Genomic DNA, 16,839 nt, shown 5'->3' with positions numbered 1-16,839 from the left:
ATAAATTCAATTTGTATTCACTTGTTTTTGTCCCCCGAATACACCAGCAACAAGCATGCTAGCACCAATTGTTAAAACGATAAACATATACAGTCCCATTTGTAATGACGTTAAGAAAACACCCAACACAATCCCTAACCTAGCTAGTGTTTCTGAAAAATGAATACCTAATGCATTAACTGCACTATATGTTCCTCTTTTAGCTTTAGGAATAATTTTAAAGCGTTGTTCTGAAACTATAGGCGAATAAATAATCTCACCTACAGTCGCAATTATCATAAAAACAACTAATAAGCCAAACTGATTAAGATAGGTTAGACCACTATAGCCAACAATATAAATCAGCAAACCAGTGATTAAAGCTTTTTTAAAATCTATTTTCAATACAACTTTCGAGATTGAATACGTGAGTAAAATGACGACGACCGTATTAATCATTAGCAAGATTGCTAACATCTTAGCACCTGTAATATCATATGAACCTATACTTATTGTTTCAAACTGATCCTTTAGTCTAATAGCAATATATGAGGAGATTGAAAATTCACCCATCATGATGATACTGAACCCCGAAATCAATAACATATAATTACGGTCTTTCAAAACTAATTTATAACTGCGAAATATATTCATTATTTGTAATTTTTGATAACGACTTGCATGCCTCTTGTCATCACTTTGCTTTACTTGATTTCGGTCTTGAGGTAACCAAATATATAAAATAAAGAGTACAATTAAAAATATACAAGCTGCTATTAAGAAAAGTAGTAACATACTGTAGCCATACATCAAGCCACCTAACAATGCCCCAATAGCTACCGATAAGTTCGTCATCCAATAGCTAATCTTGTAAATATAATGTTCCACGTCTTCGGTAATTGCATCCATAATTAATGTGTCCATAACTGGAAATTGTAATCCCCAAACGATTGTAAATATGGCATATGCAACACAAAAACCAATAATTTGCCACAATTGATGTGACCCAAATACGCCCATGAACACAAGCATTATCACCATCGTCGCTTGATAAATAAGTACTAGCAACTTTTTCGGAAAAATCTCAATAAGGTAACCAGATATAATGGACAATGGAAATTTTAGAACCACTAAACCAACAAGATATATACCGACAATTGATTGACTTAACATATCTGTTAAATATAGTGCTATAAACGGTATAAATGCTGTCGTAATAATTAGCTGTAAAAAATTGCTAATCAATCGTACTTTCAAAGTCGTACTTAAGCGTTTCATTAATAACTACACCCCTATCCACATATATACACACTACCATTTATATAAAATCTATTATTAGATTATACGTTGAAACAAAGAATTTTTAGTTATACAAAGTTATTTAACAAACAAATGCATCGATTTTACAATGCATCTTGCATATAATGCCTCAAAAAAATTAGCACTATATGACTATATATTATTCCAAATGAATGAAATTTATCAATAATTGCGTAAGTGAACACATATGTGCGTAAATGTTAAATCATTGTCCTAACATAGCCGTGACTATACTTAGATGTAATCATAAAAAAACTACTGCCATCTTTACAACAGCAGTAGTGCTTATATGATTCATTTATATAAAATTGAAAGCGTTAATCGCTAGCCCAGCATCCTTATTCTATTTAGCTGTATAACTTTTACTAGCAATACGACCACTTGCAACAATAATATCTTTATCTTGGAAAGGTTCATGATTGAAGAAACGCTCTAAAATATCTTTAACTCCATCTTCAATGCGTTTTTGTGCTTCTAAAGTCATACCTGAATAGTGAACCGTCATAGCATTTCTAGGCATTGTTCTCCATGGATGATCAGCAGGTGCAGGTTGTGGATACCAAACATCACCAGCATATCCTTGTAAATGCTCGGATGCTAACGCTTCAACTAACGCATCGCGATTTACAATTTTACCACGTGCAGTATTCACTAAATAACTGTGTTTTTTCATACGACTTAAAACATCTTTATCAAATAAGTTATCAGTTTCTGGTGTTAATGGTGCATGAATTGTAATCGCATCACTTGATGAAACAAGTTCATCAAAGCTTACAAATTTAGACAATTTATGGTCTTGTTGATTGATTGGATCATAGTGTTGTAATGTTACATTAAATGGCGCTAATCTTTCAGCAACAAGTTGTCCAATTCGACCAAATCCAAAAATACCAATTGTTTTGTGTTGTAATTCATGCGCATGATTACCTACTTGAGACAAGTTCCATTCACCTTCTACTGATTGACGATGACCTTCTTCATAGTTTCTAAGAAGTATTAATAAATCCATAACCGCATGTTCTGCCACACTAACTGTATTACTTCCTGTAACTTCAACGACACCAATATTGTGTTCACTTGCTGCCGCTAAATCTACATGGTCAGATCCTACACCTGCTGTAATTGCTAATTTCAAGTTCGGTGCTTTTTCAATACGTTCACGAGTCATATATGCAGGATAAAATGGCGCACTAATAATCACATCCATATCTGGTAAATGTTTATCTAAGTCTTCACCATTATCTGCTAATATAATGAACTCATGTCCTCTTTCCTCTAAAAATGTTTTTAATCCTATTGCTTTTTTAGTATTAAGTAATTGATTTTCTTGACCTTCTACTGCTTCTGGAAATAATGCTACGATTTTCATATCCATCTCTCCTAAATGATAAATTTTGACTTCCTTAAAGTACGTGTTGCATGTTGCTTGTTTTAAAAATATGACAAAAAAAACGGCACCGTTTGACATACCACCCCCTTGAATTATTGTTAAATTCAAAACGAAGTTAGCAAACAGCACCGTGTACCTTACACCAGCAACACTTATTCTATTGACTTATCGAAAACAAATATTGAAATGACTTCATCATCATTCAAATCAATATCTGTAAATAATTTTACAAACTTAGCGCCTACAAGACTTTCCATCTCATTTACATCTATTTCTTTATACATCTGTTTAATCTTCTCTGTGCGTGTATAATGGAGCATTGATTCATTGCGTTTGTCGTTTAGGTAAAAACTCTCAACTTTACTCAAAACACCTGTCATATGTGCAATCGCCCAATTATCTTTAAACGACACTCGAATACTATTGGGTCCTTTACCCACGTATTCTTTACGATAAGATCTTACTAGATTCGAGAATTGTTGTTCTTTAGTATGCGTATCTATAGTATTCACCTTCTTTAAAATAAGAAGTTCATTAATTGTTCACATTTTCATTATACACCTTATTAACACTTTTTCAATGATAACGATTATTATTATTACGAAATGTATATTTTCCTAGTTAAAAGGATATAACAAATTAACAGAAAATGTTTATAAACTAAGATTTATATTATTTTAAAAAATGTTTCAACAAACGCATCTAAACAAAAAATCAGCTTATCACACTTACCCCTTCAACTCTGCTTCAAGTTTACCTAAATGTCTTAATGTCGGCGTTAATGCTGCGAAGAAGAATCCTTCTTTTAACTTGCGAACTTGTGGCGAATATGGTGTGTACGCTCTTGAACCACCATTGACGACAGAAGCTTGATTTACATCTAACAATAAATAGCCAATGTCCTTCTTCAATGATATTAATTCACTTAAATGTGAAGTTAAGTTACCGTCATCTAATATTGCATAATATTCCTCTCTAAGTTGACGATAACGTTTTTTAAAAGCTTCAACATCATACTCTAAATATTGATTTATTCCGTTTTGCGCATTTGAAAATGCATCAATTAACTCTAAAGAACTTTTAATTGAGCCTAATCCTATTGGAATTTGGTAAGCAATAAATTGCGGGCGAATAGTTGCCGCAAACTGCTTCGCATCATGCGTGATGATTTGTGATTGTGGCACTACGACTTGATTCAATGTGATTTGATACGTTGCTGACCCGTTGACCCCTAAAAAATTGGTTTTTTCAACGAGAGTGATACCATCTTGATTGGCACGTAGAATGAACATGACAAATTCATCTGATGATTCATGTTTCGAAATCGCACCAAAATAATGGTCTTCTTGAATATTACTTACAGCTGGCATACGTCCACTGACAACCAATTGTCCATCAACATAAGTGTGTTCAAGGTTCAACTTTTCTAAATCATTAAATGACTTCATCGGATTAGACAATCCTGTAGCACCTAATATTTCTCCAGATAACAATTGCTGTTGTAAGTCATTATTTAAATGTGGCTGCGTGGCATTTTCTAAATACGTTGAAAAAGCTAATTGGCACCATAAACAAAATCCTGTTGTCAAACAAGACTGCGATACAGCTTCGATTACTTCAGCATTTTTTCTCAATGCCGCCTCACCGAAATAACCATCTACAAATAATTGTTGAATAAATGTTCTCGGATAATACGTCCCTTCATCAACTTCTACTAAATGAGGATCTAATTGTTCTTTGATAAGCGTTTCTAAAGTCATCATCATCTCTCCTTATTCACCAAATCTTCTAAGTATAAACTGCTCAATATAACTAATGAATCGATCAATAATAAAACCAAATAATCCGATAAAGAATATTGCTGCTAAAACATCTTCTAAGTTCAACATATTTCGTGCATCAACGATTAAAAAACCTAATCCCGATTGTGCACCAATCATTTCACCAGAAACTAAAAATATCCAACTTGTTCCTACCGCCATATGTATCCCAGCCATGATTTGTTTAAATGCCCCGGGAAATAATATATTGCGATACAATGACCACCCAGTTAAATTTAAATTTGCCGCTATTTTTAAATATTGAGGTTCAATGTCTCTAACGCCTTTAATAGTATTGAACACAATTGGGAAAAAAGCAGCGATAAAAATAATCGCAATCGCTGGCAAACTACCAATACCAAACCATAGAACAACAAATGGTGCCCATGCTATCGGAGATATCGGTCTAATCAATTGAAATAGCGGTTCGATAGCGTTGTATAGCCAACGATTCCTTCCAAGCAAGAAGCCCAATGGAATAGCAACCAACAATGCGACAACAAAGCCCGCTACAAATCTCCATAAACTAATTGCTAAATGTTGGAAAATTTCTCCAGTAACAATGAAAGTCCATATACTTTTTCCTACAAGAGCAGGACCAGGTAACAATACAGGTTGGTAATGCCCAATAATAATGACCATTTCCCAAATGCCTAAGAAAATAATAAATGTGATAATAGGTAATATAAATTTGTTATTTGTGGGACGTGTCATGAACGCGATGCCTCCTTATACAATGACGGTTCAACAAAGTCATCATATGCAGGTGGATTAAACAAATGATGTTGTTTTACCAATGTCGTAATTTCTTGATAGCCGGATGGCTTAATTGTTAAATCACCATAGGATGTCCATGCCGCTGACTGTGTTAAAACGTCACGACTTTGTTTAAAATGATGCGTCATAATGTCTACACTTTGCTTGCGATCATTCATTTTAAAGCCAGACTTTTTATAATCTTGTACAAATGCTTGCGCTACATCCTTGTGTTGATCAAGCAATTCCCCTCTCAGTACTAGCACACAGCAATACGCATCAGGTATAACGTCATCACCATGTTTCAAAGTCTTACCTTTGCCTAACTTTTCACCCAGTGCACCGAATGGTTCGGCTACAGAATACCCTGTAATTCTGTGTTCGCTCAATGCGGCTGGCATTTCTGCTGGCGACATTTCATGATAGCTAAAATGCCCCGGTTTAATCTTTAATTGTTTACGTAATTCCTCAAGTAAAAGATAATGTGTTGAATAACGATGTGGTATACCAAAATGGTAATCATCGCCATTATTAAATTCATTTAAGTGCATACCTTTTTGTCCCATAATGACATTGCCTTCATGATGGCCCAATGCCACAGCCTTTATATTTGAGCCCTTCTGTTTTGATTTCATCGCTAGCTCTATTAAAGTTGATGCACCATCAATACGACCACTGTTTAATGCGTCCATTAAATCTGGCCAATTATTGAATTTAACTAATTCTAGTTTATATTTCGGATGATTGTATTGTGATAATAATTTTTTAGTCATCATCAAATTAGCTGAATGTGTAATCGGCAAATATCCAATTTTAATCACTTGCTGATTTTGGGCATTTTTAGACGGTTCTTTAGACGTCCTTTGCCAATCACATCCTGTAATTATAAAGATTCCAATGATGACGATTATGCTTAACCTTTTCATCGTCACTCACTCCTTATAAATAATATTCAGGTTCAACTTGATGATGATTCAATGCAAATGTTTCCATAATTTCATTACGAATCTTAAGTAGGTGGCTATCATTACGACTGCGTGGATGTGATGCTGTAATTTCATATTGAGAAATAATATTGCACCCTTCACCTAACAGAACAATGCGGTCGGAAAGATAAATAGCTTCATCAATGTCATGCGTCACTAAAATAATAGTTGATTGCGTTTTATGTTTTAGTTGCACTAGTTGATCCTGAAGTTTATAACGTGTAAATGCATCTAATGCACCTAATGGCTCATCCATCAATATAACGTTAGGCTTATGCACATGCGCTCGACATAGTGCCACACGTTGTTTCATACCCCCGGACAGTTGCTCGGGAAAATGCTTTCCCCTGTCTTCTAAATCAACTAATTTAAGCTGTGCGTTAATCTCTTCATCACTAATTTTCTGTTGAAATCCAATCCTAATGTTGTCATTAATCGTTTTCCATGGCAGCAAATTATGATGTTGAAATAGCATTAAACAATCTGGAGATGGCTGTTGTTTAATTTCGTTATCAATAATGACACGACCAGACGATGGATGAATAAATCCACCGATAACATTGAGTAAAGTAGACTTTCCGCAACCACTTTTCCCTATGAAAGTGACTATTTCTCCCTTGCTAATGTCCAAATTAAAGTTATGAATTACTTTATGTGATCCAAAGTGATGTTGTAATTGTTGAATTTTAATCATGACAAGCCCCCTTTTAATCCCTACTATTTTAATAGGAATTAAGTGTATATCTAAAGGGCTATGCCAAACACAGCCCTTATATCGTGAATTGTTATATCTATAGATGATTATGGTTTGGTATGAGTGCTCTTATAACATAAGCGTTATTCAATTAACGACGTTATATTAATTTCAGCTCTACTAAATTTCAATAAAATGATTGTTTTAGAAAATACTTGCATTTAGTTCATTAGTTTCTTCATATCAACTACTTACATTTATAGCATTGAGCTATTCTAATTAACTGCAATCGAAATCCACGTCAAACCTATATACATATATCTCATCAACTTGTTGTCTTATTAAAGTTTTTCGATGCCATCAATCGGTGTATCAACTGCTTTTCGCGCGCGACGTACCGCTTCTTCATCAGGTGCGTTGTATAAACAAATACATTTAGACATATCTTCACATACATATGTGCGTTTAAATTCAACTTCTGGCACTTCTTCATAATGAACAGAATTTTTCTTTTTACGTGCTAAATATTGATCCATCGTAATGCCTTCCGGAATGTTCCAAGTTACAAGGTAATCAACATGTGCATCACCATTTTTAACTTCATCTAAATCTTTACCAACTAAGCGTACTTCTTTGACTAATTGAATACTAATATCTGCTTCTGTTAAAAATTGTTTAGCTTCTGCTTCGTCATTTGCTTCCACAATAAAATAACCATGAGTTAAATTTTCAGTAGCTTGTACTTCAATTAATGTTGGAATTGTCTTCGTAGATAGTGATGCTGCCTTTGCTTCTAGTTCTTCTTTCGTTGATGCAAAATCAAGATTGTTAGCTTCTAATAAAAATAATGTCATTAATAAGACCTCCTATAACAATGGTTGAAAAAATATTACTATAATTCTTATCGGATTACAAGGATATTGAGCGATTTTTTTAAATATTTAGATAAAATTCTGTAAAATATATTTTCAAAGAGTATAAAAATCATGTTAGGGTATAAGTAAATAAACATATATATAGGGGGCTATCATTATGGATAAAGAATCTGTCGTAGCAAGTTTAGCTAGAAACAAAAAGATTGCTGTAGAAACAATGGCCGGTCAAAGATACATCATAGAACGCATTTTACATACAAATGATGAAAAACATATTCATATTTTGAAACCTAAAGATGTCGTGTTAGATGTAGATAGCATCAAAGAAATTGACGAAAATCATTTAAATGATGCAACATAATCCAAAACAAACGTGGGAGTGGGACAGAAATGATATTTTCGCAAAATTTATTTCGTTGTCCCACCCCAACTTGCATTGTCTGTAGAAATTGGGAATCCAATTTCTCTTTGTTGGGGCCCACACCCCAACTTGCATTGCCTGTAGAATTTCTTTTCGAAATTCTCTGTGTTGGGGCCCACACCCCAACTTGCATTGCCTGTAGAATTTCTTTTCGAAATTCTCTGTGTTGGGGCCCCTGACTAGAATTGAAAAAAGCTTGTTACAAGCGCATTTTCGTTCAGTCAACTACTGCCAATATAACTTCGTAGAGCATAGAACATTGATTTATGTCCCAGCCTGTACAATGTTTTATTTATGTTAATTTGTCGAAGTATGGCTCATCTAATGGATTCAATTGCAAGTTTTCAATTTGCAACGTTGAATGTGCAATGCCATATTTTTCTTTCAACAATGATGATACTTGATCAATCGCTTGATAATCATCACCCTCATATTTTTTATCTAACACAACATGGGCACTTAATGAATAATGCTCTGTTGTAATACTCCACAAATGAAATTCATGTACATCTAATATGCCATCTATGTTTTTAATATCTGCCATAATTTGATCAGTATCCAAATGTTGAGGCACACTTTCCATTAAAATTAACCACGCATTACGCGTAATTTTATAACCACCACGTAAAATGATGAGTGAAATTACAATACTAATGATTGGGTCGATGATGCGCCATCCTGTAAAGTAAATCAATACAACTGCAACGATGACACCAATAGAGTTCAATAAGTCTCCCATGAAATGCCATAATGCACTTTGAATATTGATATTGTCTTCTTGTTTTAAAGACCTTACAAGGATAATTGTCAAAATAATATTAACGAGTAAACCAATACTAGCAATCATAAACATAATGCCACTTTCAATTGGTTGCGGATAAATAATACGTACAATAGCTTCATATAAAATCCAGATTGAAATTACAATTAATGCTAAACCATTTAAAAATGCAACTAATATCTCAAATCTTAAATATCCAAATGTGTATCGTGCAGTCGGCTTTTTACTTGCAAAATAAATGGCCAACATAGATAAACCAAGTGCTAATACATCACTAAGCATATGAAATGAATCTGACAGTAATGCCAATGAATTAGATACTAAACCTCCGACAAATTCAATCACTGTAAATAACAATGTGATGATTAGTGATGCCCACAGCGTCTTTTTAGAACTTTGTTGAATTTTTTGATGATTGACATGATGAAAATATTTGTATCTGTTTATCGTATTTGCCTTTTTCCCATTCATACGTTTGCCACTCCTAAATAAATGCGTCGTATTTAATATTGTCGCTTTTAAAAATAATTCTTTATAGCTTCTCAGATTAATATTAATGCTTCCGTAATTAACCATGATTTATACATCATCGTCCTTTACATGACAACTCATTAATCTTTACCCTTTATACCTTTATGTAATATCACCTTGGAAAAACTTTTACAGCACATTCGCTCTTTACTTTATCCCTATCATATAGAAAATTTTAATAATGTACGAGATTATTGTGTTAGTTACATAAAAATGACAAAAAAGTATCTCAAATTTATTGTTTAGTTTCATTAAGTTCAAAAAATCACAATAACTTTAATGATTGTTCCACATATTAAAACAAACGATGACTTTGCATATTGAACTTCATATTTCTAAATCACCACAATTCATAAACAACTCTGTCCTTATAATAGCTGCATCGCAAATTAGCATAATTAAAAACAGCAGTAAGATGATTTGCAATTAAAAACCATCCTACTGCTATTATTTTAGTCATTATATCCTAATATCATGATACGTGTTCCTATATATTTTGTTTTGCTTAAAATCTAAACAACGCCGTTAAATGTTAAGACTTACCGCTAGACTTACCGCTAGACTGACCTACAAACACGCTTCAGAAACGATATTTATTCTAGTACAAACCTTTTAAAGCATTGCTTGTATCAATATAAATATTTTTAACTTGTTGATAGTTACTTAACGCACCTTTATAAGTTTCTCGACCGATACCTGATTTTTTATAACCACCAAATGGTGCGCCTTCTGGTACTTGGTTGTAAGTGTTAATCCAAATACGTCCTGTACGTACAGCTTTAGCAATATTTAATGCACGTGTGATATTTTGAGAAAATACACCGCCTGCTAAACCATACTCAGAATCATTAGCTATATCAATTGCTTCTTGATCGTCCTTCACTTTAATCACTGTTAACACTGGTCCAAATATTTCTTCTTGTGCTAATTTGTGATGATTGTCTGGCACAGCAATTAATGTCGGCTCAAAGAAGAACCCTTTATCTAATCCATTTTCAGTTAAGCGATGACCACCTGCTAAAATTTGTGCATCTGATTCTTTTGCTGCATCAATATATGATTGAATTTTATCTAATTGATCCTTACCAGTTTGACTACCCATTTGTGTAGCTTCATCTTGTGGATCTCCAACTTTAATATTTGAAAATGCCTCTTGTAAACGTGGCACCAATTGATCATAAATTTTTTCATGAACTAATAATCGAGAACCTGCACTACATACTTCACCTTGGTTGAATAAAATACCTAACTGAATACCTTCAACTGCAAGGTCTAAATTAGCATCATCTAATATGATATTGGCGCTTTTACCACCAAGCTCTAATGTAGCGGGTACTAGATGTTTTGCTGCAGCTTCGGCAACTTGATAACCTACATCAGTTGAGCCCGTAAATGATAATTTATCTACACCATCATGATTGAAAATTGCATTACCTGATTCTGAACCTTTACCCGTTAGTATATTGACAACACCTTTAGGTAATACCTCTTGGAAAATTTTAGCAACTTCCAATAAACTTAATGGTGTTGAAGACGAAGGTTGAATCACAATTGTATTACCTGCAGCAATGGCTGGCGCAATCTTCCATGCAGCTAATAGCATTGGGAAGTTCCAAGCAACAACAGCACCTACGACGCCAATCGGCTCATGTCGTACGATACTCATTGTGTCTTTATCGATATCATTTACTGTACCTTCTTCTGTTTCAATAACACTTGCGAAATAATGGAAATGTCTTGCAGCAAATGGAATATCAATTGCTGTTGTCTCACGAATCGGTTTACCATTATTTAATGTTTCAATCATTGCAATTTTATCTTTTTGTGCCATTAATTTATCACCAATATCACGCAACATTTGTGCACGTTCTGATTTAGAAGTTAATGACCATGATTCAAATGCCTCTTGCGCCACTTTGACTGCATGATCGACATCTTTATCTTTTGCTCTTGTAATATGTGATAGTGTTTCTCCAGTTGCTGGATTAGTCACTTCGATTGTTTCGTCACTGCTACCTTTAACAAATTCCCCATTGATAAATAAACCATAATTCTCTGCAATATAATCTCGAACGTTTACTGCCATATTATCTCTCCTTTGTTTATTGGCTATAATATAAATCTCTTAGCATCATATTTAATAATGCTTTTAAACGATATGATTCACATTATATAGTAAGCGTTTACATTTTATAAAATAATCAGCTCACAGAAGTCTCATTTTTAAAACTTTTGCGTCGTTTTTGCACATAAAAATAATCTTATTTTCGAAAACATATTGCACTTTTCAAAAATAAAACACATAATATAACTATAATACTTGAGAATAATTCTCATTAAATAGTTTGGTTGTTATGAAAGTCGCGCTTAAAATGCGTTAATGGGACAAGAATAATTCAACAACGTTTCATTTTACTGAGTCATTGCACTTATCATACACATTATATTTAGCATGAGTTATATTACTAAAACAATATTACATGCGCATTAGTACTAGAATGGAGTTTTTTCAATGCGACTTATTTTAATCGTTATTGGCTTAATATTTACAGCGCTTGGTATTGCAGGTGCCGTATTACCTTTACTGCCAACGACCCCTTTTTTACTCGTAGCAGTTTTTTGTTTTGCTCGAAGTTCAGATCGGTTTTACAATTGGCTTATTAATCAAAAAATTTATAAAGAATATGTAGAAAACTTTTATTTACATCGAGGCTACACGCTACAACAGAAAATTAAAATTTTAATTAGCTTATACATTGTAATAGGTTTTTCAATTTATATGGTGGATGTTCTTGCAGTCCGTGTAGGATTAATCATAATGGTTATCATACAAACCGCTGTACTCTTTACATTTGTAAAAACATTACCCAAATCAAATCATAAAATAGAGGAGTGATTGCCCATGTTTATGGCAGAAAATAGATTACAATTACAAAAAGGCAGTGCGGAAGAAACGATTGAACGTTTTTACAATAGACAAGGCATTGAAACTATTGAAGGCTTCCAACAAATGTTTGTCACTAAAACATTAAATACCGAGGATACAGACGAAGTTAAAATCTTAACTATTTGGGAATCTGAAGATAGCTTTAATAATTGGTTGAATTCCGATGTATTTAAAGAAGCTCATAAAAATGTACGTTTAAAAAGTGATGACGATGGACAGCAAAGTCCAATATTATCAAATAAAGTATTCAAATATGATATTGGCTACCACTATCAAAAATAAATATATTAAAAACCCCTAGTCACCGCTGGTTGTCTAAACCAACTTCATGATTAGGGGTTTTTTATTATTTGTGACGTAAAGGTACGAATTCATCCGGCTTGTCTGAGCGCAATCCAAAATAATATTCTATTGCTTCACAAATACGTCGTGATGCTTGTCCATCACCATATGGATTATTCGCTTGACTCATACGTTGATACGCTTCATCATCCTCAATCAATTGTTTCACATTTCGAACAATATTGTCATAATCTGTGCCAATTACTCTCGATGTTCCCGCCTCAACGCCTTCGGGACGCTCTGTATGATTCCTTAATACCAACACAGGTTTTCCAAATGTAGGAGCCTCCTCTTGAATACCACCAGAATCTGTCAGCACGAGGTACGATTGATTTGTAAAATTATGGAACTCAATCGCATCTAATGGCTCAATTAATTCAATCCGATTTCTCCCAGATAAATATTTTTCGGCAATCGCTCTTACCTTTGGATTACGATGCATTGGATAAATGAAGACAACATCTTTATATTCATCTGCCAAATCTCTTACTGCTTTAAAAATCTGATGCATCGGTTCCCCAATATTTTCACGACGATGCGCTGTTAGTAAAATAACTTTCTTGCCTTTATGTTTATTAATAATCGTTGAAACAAAATCATTTTGAACTGTTGTTGACAATGCGTCAATAACTGTATTTCCAGTAATAAAGATACGCTCTTTGTCTTTGTTTTCAAAAAGTAAATTTTTAGCTGCAATTACTGTTGGCGCAAAATTCAATTCAGCAATATTACTTACCATGACTCGATTTAACTCTTCAGGAAATGGTGAGTATTTCTGATGTGTTCGAAGTCCAGCTTCTACATGTCCAACCGGAATTTGATGATAAAATGCTGCCAAACTTCCTACAAAAGTCGTTGTAGTATCACCATGTACTAAAATCATATCCGGCTGTTCCTCATTAATGATGCTATCAAGTTTAGCAAGCGCATTCGCCGTAAGGTCCGCTAACGTTTGTTGATCTTGCATAATATTTAAATCATGATCAGCTTGAATATCAAATATACTTAACACACTATCTAACATATCTCTATGTTGTGCTGTAATCACAATGTTCGCTTCAAAGTTCCCATTATGATCAATTTCTTTTACTAATGGTGCCATTTTTATTGCTTCGGGTCTCGTACCGAAAATAACCATAATTTTTTTCATAACATTATCCTCTCTGAAGTTCAAACACATGACAGCTTATCTTTCCTTAATCATGTATGCCCTAGTTTGACACATTTTATTTGTCGATAAAATTAAATATATTGCCATAATTATAATACGATACATCTTCAAATGATGATTTCACAACATTTTTTGTATCAAAAATCACTTTATGCTTCATTTTATCAAAATGACTGTCCGATAAATTTTTAAATTCTGAGTGGTCACTTAAAATCAATACTAGCGATGCGTCTTTGACAGCATGTGACATATCATGTTCCACAAAATCTAATTCAACATGTGGATCATAAGCACATACTTCTATGTCTGGTTCTTGATTTAATAGCTCATAAATATCAAATGCTGGCGATTCTCTTATATCATCAACATCACCTTTATAAGTTAAACCAAATACTGTGACTTTATTCCCGCTCAACGCTTTGATGATTTGCTTCGTTGTATCAACAACATAGGCCGGCATTGAATTATTAATTTCACGTCCAGTTTGAATTAACTTTGCATTTTCAGGGTCTTTAGCAATAATAAAGTACGGATCAACAGCTAAACAATGACCGCCTACACCTGGACCAGGTTGATGGATATTAACACGCGGATGTTTGTTTGCCATTTCAATCACATCTAATACATTAATATTTAAGTTATTGCAAATTTTTGTTAATTCATTAGCTAAAGCAATATTCACGTCTCTATATGTGTTTTCCATTAGCTTACTCATTTCAGCAGTACGTGCATCTGTTTCAATCATTTCTCCCTGAACGAATGTGCGATAGACATATTTACCCGCTTCAATACAAGCTTTAGTCACACCGCCAATGATACGATTGTTATGAACTAATTCTTCTAAAATTTTTCCTGGCAGTACACGTTCTGGACAATGCACTAAACAAATATCTTCACCTATTGTAAATCCTAAATTTTCAATGACTGGTTTTACAAAATCATCCATCGTTTTAGGCGCAATTGTCGACTCTACAATAATAGTATTCCCTTTTTCTAAAAATGGTAAAATACTATCTAATGCACGCATAACTAGCGAAATGTCACATGACCGGTACTGATCATCATTATTCGGCGTCGGAACGGCAATGATAAAAACATCAGATGCTTCTGGCGTTGTAGATACCTTCAATTTTCCCGATGACAGTACCTCTTCATAAACCTCTTGTAACCCAGGTTCTTCAATACTAATTTGACCACTTTGTAACTTATCAATCGTTTGCTGATTAATATCAACACCAAGCACATCGACGCCATGCTTTGCAAACATAATTGATGTTGGTAAACCAATATAACCTAAGCCAACTACTGTTAACTTCATACTATAACCTCCAAATAAAACGATTTGTATGTTGATTTTATTTAATAGATGACTTATGCCTTATCTTTGGTTGTCGTTTCATCCATGATGTCCGCAATAACAAGTGACATTTTTCCAGGAATAACTTCAAGTGCATTATTATTTTCATATAACGTATTGCTGTATGTTAAATTGCCGAATAATTTTCTAAAGACCGACAACTTATTAAAATACTTATTTAACACTGAAGGCATGTTGATCAATACCGTTTTACGATGTGATTGGCGACGTATTTCATACATTACTGACGATGTATCAAAGTAAAAACTATCTTGAGGATGATACACGCCTGTCACTTCTAATGATATTAATTGATCAATAAATGCTGTCAGATGTTTAATATATAATGCACTGCGCTGATTGTTAATATTGGGAATGATTGGCAGTCGCTTTGACAATTGCATTAACCGTTGGAAATTTCCTGGGCAATGTGCACCATAAATCATTGGTGGTCTCACAATTGCTACTTTAAACGAATCACTAATCAACTCTTGTAATGCTTGTTCAGCGAACTTTTTGGAAATACCATAGTTGGTCGTAGGGTTCATTGGTGTTTGTGTATCAATTTGATCTGATTTACCAACCTGACCTTCTTTTCCATAAACTGCCATAGTACTCATAAAAATAAATTGTTTAACGTCTTCAGCTTTAGCCTTTTGTGCCAATTGTTTCGTAAGCAACATATTCACTTGCATATAATCAGATAGCCTTGCTTGAGGTGAATTGTTGTGAACCAAAGCTGCTGTATGAATTAAAACATCATAATCTTTGAACGAGGTCGACTTCCATAATTGATTCCTAACATTAATTTGATCTACTTGATGTCCTTGTTCAATAAGCTTATCTTTTAAAGCATTACCGATATATCCATGTACGCCTGTAATTAAAATATTTTTTCTCATTAGTGATGCACACCTTCTGAAGTAACGATATTTTTAATTGTTTTATATATGATATACATATCAAGCATCATAGATTGATGTGTTAAGTAATAATGATCATACGCTACTTTTTGATCATCAGTAATATCATCTCTCCCCATCACTTGAGCTAGTCCTGTCACACCTGGTCTAATCGTATGCACGTTCGCTTTTGTACGTTTTTCGATTAATTCGTATTGATTATAAAGCGCTGGTCTAGGACCTACAATTGACATTTCTCCTTTTAAAACATTCAATAATTGTGGCAATTCATCAATAGAGGTCTTACGAATGACCTTCCCTGTCTTTGTTATATACGATGTTGAATCCATTAAATCAGTTGCAACATTAGGTGTGTCTATTTTCATTGATCTAAACTTATAAATATTAAACAATTCATTATTAATCGTCGGTCTTTTTTGTTTGAAAATGGCTGGTCCAGGTGATTCCATTTTAATTAGTAATGCTGTAATTAACAGAATCGGACTTAAAACTACTAAACCATATATTGAACTCACTACATCGAATAATCGCTTCATAATTATCTCC

Annotated in this window: 17 protein-coding genes; 3 read left to right on the top strand and 14 right to left on the bottom strand. The window is 33.6% G+C overall.

Annotation, left to right across the window (positions count from 1 at the left end):
* Positions 1-6: 6 nt before the first annotated feature.
* From NSS86_RS13210 to NSS86_RS13175, 8 genes are all read right to left on the bottom strand, one after another.
* Positions 7-1,257, bottom strand: coding sequence for an MFS transporter (locus NSS86_RS13210; RefSeq protein ID WP_000826862.1), 1,251 nt, complete (start codon positions 1,255-1,257; stop codon positions 7-9).
* 385 nt (positions 1,258-1,642) lie between these two features.
* Positions 1,643-2,668 carry an NAD-dependent formate dehydrogenase gene (locus tag NSS86_RS13205; protein ID WP_000706135.1) on the bottom strand — a complete coding sequence of 342 codons (1,026 nt, stop codon included), beginning with the start codon at positions 2,666-2,668 and terminating at the stop codon, positions 1,643-1,645.
* A 173-nt stretch (positions 2,669-2,841) separates the two neighbouring features.
* Entirely contained in the window at positions 2,842-3,201 is a 360-nt protein-coding gene (locus NSS86_RS13200; protein WP_001092004.1) for a DUF2294 domain-containing protein, read from the bottom strand.
* Between the two features lie 216 nt (positions 3,202-3,417).
* Positions 3,418-4,449: an acyl-CoA/acyl-ACP dehydrogenase gene (locus tag NSS86_RS13195; RefSeq protein ID WP_000171645.1), complete on the bottom strand. Its 1,032-nt coding sequence runs from the start codon at positions 4,447-4,449 to the stop codon at positions 3,418-3,420.
* A gap of 12 nt (positions 4,450-4,461) precedes the next feature.
* A complete protein-coding gene (locus NSS86_RS13190) occupies positions 4,462-5,223 on the bottom strand; it encodes an ABC transporter permease (RefSeq protein ID WP_000197961.1) in 762 nt (253 codons plus the stop codon).
* Positions 5,220-6,191: an ABC transporter substrate-binding protein gene (locus NSS86_RS13185; protein WP_000826669.1), complete on the bottom strand. Its 972-nt coding sequence runs from the start codon at positions 6,189-6,191 to the stop codon at positions 5,220-5,222. The genes NSS86_RS13190 and NSS86_RS13185 overlap by 4 nt, the downstream gene beginning before the upstream one ends.
* Before the next feature lie 13 nt (positions 6,192-6,204).
* Positions 6,205-6,945, bottom strand: coding sequence for an ABC transporter ATP-binding protein (locus NSS86_RS13180; RefSeq protein WP_000590854.1), 741 nt, complete (start codon positions 6,943-6,945; stop codon positions 6,205-6,207).
* A gap of 341 nt (positions 6,946-7,286) precedes the next feature.
* Positions 7,287-7,799, bottom strand: coding sequence for a DUF4242 domain-containing protein (locus NSS86_RS13175; protein WP_000171919.1), 513 nt, complete (start codon positions 7,797-7,799; stop codon positions 7,287-7,289).
* Positions 7,800-7,977: 178 nt separating this feature from the next.
* Here NSS86_RS13175 and NSS86_RS13170 point away from each other — a divergent pair, with 178 nt between their 5' ends.
* The gene (locus tag NSS86_RS13170) at positions 7,978-8,181 is read left to right on the top strand and encodes a hypothetical protein (protein WP_000356963.1); all 204 of its coding nucleotides are present in this window, start codon (positions 7,978-7,980) and stop codon (positions 8,179-8,181) included.
* Positions 8,182-8,533: 352 nt separating this feature from the next.
* Here the strand turns inward: NSS86_RS13170 and NSS86_RS13165 are convergent, their stop codons facing one another.
* Positions 8,534-9,493, bottom strand: coding sequence for a cation diffusion facilitator family transporter (locus NSS86_RS13165; protein ID WP_001013485.1), 960 nt, complete (start codon positions 9,491-9,493; stop codon positions 8,534-8,536).
* 658 nt (positions 9,494-10,151) lie between these two features.
* Positions 10,152-11,639 (bottom strand): aldehyde dehydrogenase family protein, encoded by a 1,488-nt coding sequence (locus tag NSS86_RS13160; RefSeq protein WP_000290397.1) that lies wholly within the window; start codon positions 11,637-11,639, stop codon positions 10,152-10,154.
* A 426-nt stretch (positions 11,640-12,065) separates the two neighbouring features.
* Between NSS86_RS13160 and NSS86_RS13155 the strand changes: the two genes are divergently transcribed.
* A complete protein-coding gene (locus NSS86_RS13155; RefSeq protein WP_001237004.1) occupies positions 12,066-12,449 on the top strand; it encodes a YbaN family protein in 384 nt (127 codons plus the stop codon).
* Between the two features lie 6 nt (positions 12,450-12,455).
* A complete protein-coding gene (gene isdI, locus NSS86_RS13150; protein WP_000480603.1) occupies positions 12,456-12,782 on the top strand; it encodes a staphylobilin-forming heme oxygenase IsdI in 327 nt (108 codons plus the stop codon).
* 64 nt (positions 12,783-12,846) lie between these two features.
* Here the strand turns inward: isdI and cap8P are convergent, their stop codons facing one another.
* From cap8P to cap8M, 4 genes are all read right to left on the bottom strand, one after another.
* Complete coding sequence (gene cap8P / locus NSS86_RS13145; RefSeq protein WP_000723436.1) at positions 12,847-13,992, bottom strand: type 8 capsular polysaccharide synthesis protein Cap8P; 1,146 nt, start codon at positions 13,990-13,992, stop codon at positions 12,847-12,849.
* Between the two features lie 76 nt (positions 13,993-14,068).
* The gene (cap8O, locus tag NSS86_RS13140; RefSeq protein ID WP_000779504.1) at positions 14,069-15,331 is read right to left on the bottom strand and encodes a type 8 capsular polysaccharide synthesis protein Cap8O; all 1,263 of its coding nucleotides are present in this window, start codon (positions 15,329-15,331) and stop codon (positions 14,069-14,071) included.
* Positions 15,332-15,384: 53 nt separating this feature from the next.
* Entirely contained in the window at positions 15,385-16,272 is an 888-nt protein-coding gene (gene capN, locus NSS86_RS13135; protein WP_001230679.1) for a capsular polysaccharide type 5/8 biosynthesis epimerase CapN, read from the bottom strand.
* Positions 16,272-16,829, bottom strand: a complete 558-nt coding sequence (gene cap8M / locus NSS86_RS13130; protein WP_000825098.1) for a type 8 capsular polysaccharide synthesis protein Cap8M — start codon at positions 16,827-16,829, stop codon at positions 16,272-16,274. Before cap8M ends, capN begins: the two co-directional genes overlap by 1 nt.
* Positions 16,830-16,839 lie beyond the last annotated feature (10 nt).

Origin of the sequence: Staphylococcus sp. FSL W8-0056 (assembly GCF_037963075.1) — a bacterium.
Taxonomy (GTDB): domain Bacteria; phylum Bacillota; class Bacilli; order Staphylococcales; family Staphylococcaceae; genus Staphylococcus; species Staphylococcus aureus.
Note: the sequence above shows the minus strand (reverse complement) of the source record. Positions and strands in the feature narration are given on the sequence as shown.